This window comes from Mycobacterium sp. (genome assembly GCF_032162605.1).
Lineage (GTDB): Bacteria > Actinomycetota > Actinomycetes > Mycobacteriales > Mycobacteriaceae > Mycobacterium.
Genome location: NZ_JAVROT010000526.1, coordinates 1 through 4,763, shown reverse-complemented (window position 1 = coordinate 4,763; position 4,763 = coordinate 1). Strand labels below are relative to the sequence as shown.

General features: G+C 65.2%; 8 protein-coding genes. 3 read left to right on the top strand and 5 right to left on the bottom strand.

Annotation, left to right across the window (positions count from 1 at the left end; all coding sequences use genetic code 11):
- The 3 genes from QOI01_RS29140 to QOI01_RS29130 form a co-directional block, all read left to right on the top strand.
- A partial coding sequence (locus QOI01_RS29140; RefSeq protein ID WP_526386621.1) for a hypothetical protein occupies positions 1-206 on the top strand: 206 nt, incomplete at its 5' end.
- Between the two features lie 210 nt (positions 207-416).
- A complete protein-coding gene (locus tag QOI01_RS29135; protein WP_526386620.1) occupies positions 417-548 on the top strand; it encodes a TetR family transcriptional regulator in 132 nt (43 codons plus the stop codon).
- A 23-nt stretch (positions 549-571) separates the two neighbouring features.
- A complete protein-coding gene (locus QOI01_RS29130; protein ID WP_526386619.1) occupies positions 572-967 on the top strand; it encodes a TetR/AcrR family transcriptional regulator C-terminal ligand-binding domain-containing protein in 396 nt (131 codons plus the stop codon).
- A 105-nt stretch (positions 968-1,072) separates the two neighbouring features.
- Here the strand turns inward: QOI01_RS29130 and QOI01_RS29125 are convergent, their stop codons facing one another.
- The 5 genes from QOI01_RS29125 to QOI01_RS29105 form a co-directional block, all read right to left on the bottom strand.
- Complete coding sequence (locus tag QOI01_RS29125; RefSeq protein ID WP_526386618.1) at positions 1,073-1,432, bottom strand: DoxX family protein; 360 nt, start codon at positions 1,430-1,432, stop codon at positions 1,073-1,075.
- Between the two features lie 25 nt (positions 1,433-1,457).
- Complete coding sequence (locus QOI01_RS29120) at positions 1,458-2,096, bottom strand: NAD(P)-dependent oxidoreductase (protein WP_526386617.1); 639 nt, start codon at positions 2,094-2,096, stop codon at positions 1,458-1,460.
- A 94-nt stretch (positions 2,097-2,190) separates the two neighbouring features.
- A complete protein-coding gene (locus QOI01_RS29115) occupies positions 2,191-2,865 on the bottom strand; it encodes a class I SAM-dependent methyltransferase (protein WP_526386616.1) in 675 nt (224 codons plus the stop codon).
- Positions 2,866-3,158: 293 nt separating this feature from the next.
- Entirely contained in the window at positions 3,159-3,701 is a 543-nt protein-coding gene (locus tag QOI01_RS29110) for a hypothetical protein (protein ID WP_526386615.1), read from the bottom strand.
- Positions 3,686-4,687, bottom strand: a complete 1,002-nt coding sequence (locus QOI01_RS29105) for a cytochrome d ubiquinol oxidase subunit II (protein ID WP_526386614.1) — start codon at positions 4,685-4,687, stop codon at positions 3,686-3,688. The genes QOI01_RS29110 and QOI01_RS29105 overlap by 16 nt, the downstream gene beginning before the upstream one ends.
- Positions 4,688-4,763: the final 76 nt, after the last annotated feature.

Sequence of the window (4,763 nt, the reverse complement as noted above, 5' to 3'; positions counted from 1 at the left end):
GTTCGTCGTGGCTCCCGTACGTCGTGCTGCCACTCGCCGGCATGGAGGTCGCGACGGTGGGGATCTATTTCGTCGAGGAACTGACCGGCGATGTGCAGCCGTTGAACTGGACGATGTTCTACGTCCTGAACGGGCCGTACATCGTTGTCCCCGTTTTGGCGGCCCTCTGGCTAATTGCGCGAACGAGAAAGACGGCATCCGCGTAACGAGGCGCGAGCCCATCGCGCTGGCACGTCGACAGGTACCTACGCGACAGGTTGTGCCCTCACAAAGGTTGGCGCCCAGACCTTCCCTCATGCACATGCACGACCAATGACCGGACACAGGTACGGATCGAAAGCCGAGTCCACGTACCGATCGAGGAACGCCTTCGTCGGCGGATACGAGGGATCAAGTCGGGGCGACCCCGTGCTGAGATGCTGGACACCGCGATCCTTGATGCTGCGACCGAGTCGGTGACGGCGGAGGGATATCTGGCGGCGTCAATCGACGCGATCGCGCGGCGGGCCGGCACCACTCGCCAAGCCGTGTACCGTCGCCATCCCTAGCTGGCGCACAATCTCATCGCGGCGTGGGTCGCCGATTCGGTCTGAACCCTGCCGTCGAGACCGGCTCATTGCGCGGTGATCTGCTCGCCGTCCAGCGCAACCAGGTCGAGTTCTTCGCCGACCCATTGGTGATGCGGGCACTCCCCGGGCTGCTCGACGAAGCCGCGCGCGACACGACGCTCGGTTCGCAGCTCTTCGACGCGTTCGTGACACCGCGGCGGCGGTCGACTGCCCGCGCCCTGGAGCGAGCGGTCCAGCGGGGGGACATCCCGGGCGCCTTCGACACCGAGTGGATCTGCGATCTGCTGACGGGGCCGCTATTGATGCGCGCGATCCTGCCGACCGGGCCGATCGACGAGAATCTGGCGCAGCTCACCGTCAACGCCGCACTGGGCGTGTTGGGGGTAGTGAGCGACTGATCGCCCTCGCTCCGACCACGCGGCGGGGCGGACGGTCGGCCCACGATCGACACTGCCATGCCCGGTTCTGCGGCTCCTCACGTGCTGATAGGTGTCCGGCGTCCTTCACACCCGTAGCGCCAATACGAGCGCAGTGACGTTGAGGGCCAGGAAGCCGATCGCGAGAGCGAACTGCGCGCTGTAGTCACTGGCTCGAATGTGGGTGTAGAGCGCGCACACGAAGAACAGGCCGAGACCGATTGCGGCGGAGACACCGACGAGATGCAGGCCGAGCGGGCCGGCCGCCAGACCTATCGCACAAGCGGTCTTGGCCGTTCCGATCGGGAAGGTCAGCCATGATTCGGGGACGCCGGCTTTCGCCATCCCGGGAAGAATGGCCTTCATGTGCAGCAAAGCGGCAATTCCCGAAAATCCGTTGGCCGCAACGGCAATCAGAGTCACAGCGACATACGTAGTGGTCGTCATCGTCGATACTCCCTTCGAAGTGTTGTCAGTAGGCGACGCCGACAGCCTGCTTGACCGTCGCGGGTTGATCCAATGCAGTGAGCATCAGGTGTGCGGCGTCAGCCCGCGATATCGAGAAGCCGCGGGGAACGTTGGCCCCCAACGTGGTTCGGTAGATTCCGGTGACCGGCTTGTCAACGAGCTTTGGCGGCCGAATCACAGTCCACGCCGCGCTACTGCGGAGCAATTCGGCCTCCATCTCGCCCAGATCCGTGTAGACGCTTCGCAGCACCGTGCCAACGATCGGCAGGAGCAGCCAGCGATTGAGCGCACTCTCGCCGTCGGGGACGGGCCCCACCGGAGCTGCGCTCACCGCGACCAATCGAGCCACTCGCGTGGACTGCATCGCGCGCAGGATGGTGCGGGTACTCGTCGACGCCACCGGGCCGTCCTTCCGGCCCCGCGGGCCCACCGCCGAGAGGACCGCGTCGCTGCCAATTAGCGCAGGACACAGTGGGTCGGCCTGCTCGAGTCCGGGCACGATTACTACGTCAAGCGCGGCGTCGCTGATGGGCAAGCGGTCAGCGTCACGCACCACCGCGGTCACGTCGTGCCCGCGGCGGAGTGCTTGTGCGACCAGTTGTCTGCCGATACCGCCTGTCGCGCCGAACACGGTGATCTTCATTTGCGGTGCCTCCTCGTGTCGAGTGCCGTCGCCGGCTCTTTCTGCCGACGATCGGTCGTAGGTCGCGTGCGGTTCGCGGACGAACTCGCTCGTCTTAGCCCGGCTTGTGCGCGGTGAGCAGCCACGCCGCCAGCTTCGGCCGGCCCTTCTCGTCGATCTCGTAGGCCGGGAAAGAAACTGGTGGCGCCGCGCTGCTGACCTGGGGCAGCAACGTGTGGATCGATGCTGGGCGAATGTCGTCGACGATCCAATACTTGGCGACGGCTGCCCGCAGCTCGTCCTCGGTCACCTCGTTCGGCTTGCCTGTCAATCCCGCAGGGAACGCGCCCGTGGCGAACACCAGGATGAAATAGGACGCGCCCGGGGCGGCCGCACGGTAAACGGCCTTCAGGTAGTCGCCACGGAGCCCGACCGGAAGGGAATGGAACAGCGTGCTGTCCACCACAGTGGAGAACCGGCCGTCGTAGCCGGTAAACGAAGTGGCGTCGGCCTGCACGAAGGTCGCGGTGGACAGGCCGCGCTCGGCCGCTGCCGCCGCGGCCGCGGCGACCGCTGTCGGCGTGACGTCGATACCGACCACGGTGTACCCCAGTGCGGCCAGACGCAGTGACAATTCGGCAAATCCGCATCCCGCGTCGAGTACGTCGCCCCGAAACCTGCCCTGCCGAATCAATTCGGCGAGTTCTGGCTGGGGCTCGCCGATGTTCCACGGAGCCGGTCCCTTTAAGACATCGGATTCCTGTTTGTAAACGCTGTCCCAGTCGAGCATTTCCTCGGGTCCCGTTGCGGGGTCGAAATTAGTCACCTAGTAATACTGTCATGTTTGGTGATAATCATCAATAGGGACTTCACGTGACGTGGTCGAGGACGTCGATGTGCGCTACCTCTCGAGTCGGAGGTCGCACCGAACGCGGCTATACCGACAACCCGCCCTACGATCTCTGGCACGGCACACCAAAGGAACGTGCCTCGGTGCGTGACGCTGAAGGGGTCGCCTCGCGTGAAACCGCCGAGGACAGTTTGGCGACCCCGATCGGAGTCGGAGGGCGCGAGAGTTGGGTTCTAGCTCGGTTGCGTTGCGGCCGGTAAATTTCGAAAGGCTGTGGCGTGATCGAAGACCCATTCCGCGTAGGTGTGCGCGGGGCGGCCAAGGGTCTTCTTCACCCCGTCGGTGGCCGGGGTCGGCCTATCGAGGTCGCGCGAGTAGCGGGCCATCATCGCCTCGGCGAAGGATCGTGGTAGCCCGAGCGCAACGATGTCGTCCGCGGCTCGCGCAGGCGAGATCTCTTCATAGCGCAGCGACCTACCAATCACCGCACCGATGGTGGTGACCATCTCGGTGTGGGTGACCGGCTCCGGGCCGGTGATCGAGATCTTTTGCCCGGCAAGGCGGTGGTCGAGCAACGCCGCGGCGAGCACCGCAGCCACATCGGCTTCGTGGATGAACGGGTCGGCGCTCCCGTTCACGATGGTGACTTGCTGGACGGGACCTTTGTCAGCGGAATGCACAGACAGGAGGGACGAGGAGTTATTGCGCGTGGTGGCGCGATGCTGGCGTGTGACCGGTACGTTGGCTAAACTAATTATCCCTAGGGTCGGCTCCACTTCTCGGTCTGGGTGAGCCACAGCAGATAGCCCAGTGGCGGTAGCACGACGACCGCGGCGAGTGCGGCGACGAGCAGCAGTGCGGTGAGCGTGGTGTGTGCGCCGGCTGCACCATTGATGGTGAGCTGATCGACCAGCATCCAGGGATACTGGCCAGCACCCCACCCCAAGATGACGGCACCGACGGCCACTGCCGCGGAAACCCGTGCCAGAGAGTAACTTCGGCGATAAAGAAGAAGTAGGGTGATGGCGCCGGCGAGCGCAGCCACCACCAGCAGCGGGAAGGCGGCGCCGAGCAACCGGTGGCTGAGCGTCGGCGCGTCGCGAAGGATGGGATACAGACCCGCGAACACGATGAGGCCGCTGAGGATCCCGACCAGCAGGGTGCGGACGCGCAACCGCTCCGCCAGTCCGGGAAGGCCAACCCGGGCGGCGTCGGCGGTGAGAAACACTCCGGCCAGAAGCACACACGTGGTGACTGCGAGGCAGCCGCCGATCAGTGATGTCGGGTTGAGCCACGAGCCGAGTCGGTCGCCGTATCCGCCGGCCGGTACGCGGCCCGACGCGATCGCGCCGGCCACCGTGCCCAGGAAGAACGGGGTGATCAGCGACGACCCGGCGAAGATCGCGCCGAACAATCTGGCCTGGCTGAATGTCGCCGCGTACTTGCGGAACGCAAAACTGGCGCCCCGCAACACGATCCCGGCAAGTGCCAGCATCAACGGGATGAACAAGGTGGTCGTCGCCGCGGCGAACGCTCGGGGAAACGCGGTCCACCAAAACACCAGAACGTAGATCAGCCACACGTGGTTGGCTTCCCATACCGGCCCAATGCTGTGATCGACCAGCAACCGAAGCTCGCCCGCGTCGCGACCGCTGCCGGCGGTCAGATCGTAGAAACCGGAACCGAAGTCGGCGCCACCCAACAGTGCATAGGCAATCACTCCGATGAACATCGCCGCGGCGACCACGCCGGCCAGGGTCATCGACCGGCCTCCGGTCGATCAACGGCGGGCACGCTGGTTAACACGGCCGGACCGTACGGGCTGGGCAGATCCTCGA